Consider the following 250-nt stretch of genomic DNA (forward strand, 5'->3'; position numbering starts at 1 on the left):
GCCTCTAAGAAGCGCCGGATCAGCTTGAGTACGCGACCATCCCTCACTCGATAGGCGAGTCGAGCCATCAACACGTCGTGGTTGACCCGGTCGAAGAATTTCTCCAGGTCGATGTCCACTACCCAGTGCTTTCCTTCGGCCACATACTCTTTCGCCTTGACGACCGCATCGAGCGCACTTCTCTGCGGACGAAAGCCGTAGCTGCCATCGGAGAAGGTTGGCTCGAAGATCGGTTGCAGTACTTGATGGA

1 protein-coding gene is annotated in these 250 nt (G+C 56.4%); it reads right to left on the reverse strand.

Annotation, left to right across the window (positions count from 1 at the left end):
* On the reverse strand, window positions 1-250 hold a 250-nt coding region (locus C4K88_RS18025), incomplete at both ends, for a reverse transcriptase domain-containing protein (RefSeq protein ID WP_241522036.1).

The organism is Arthrobacter pityocampae, assembly GCF_002927275.1.
Classification (GTDB): domain Bacteria; phylum Actinomycetota; class Actinomycetes; order Actinomycetales; family Micrococcaceae; genus Arthrobacter_D; species Arthrobacter_D pityocampae.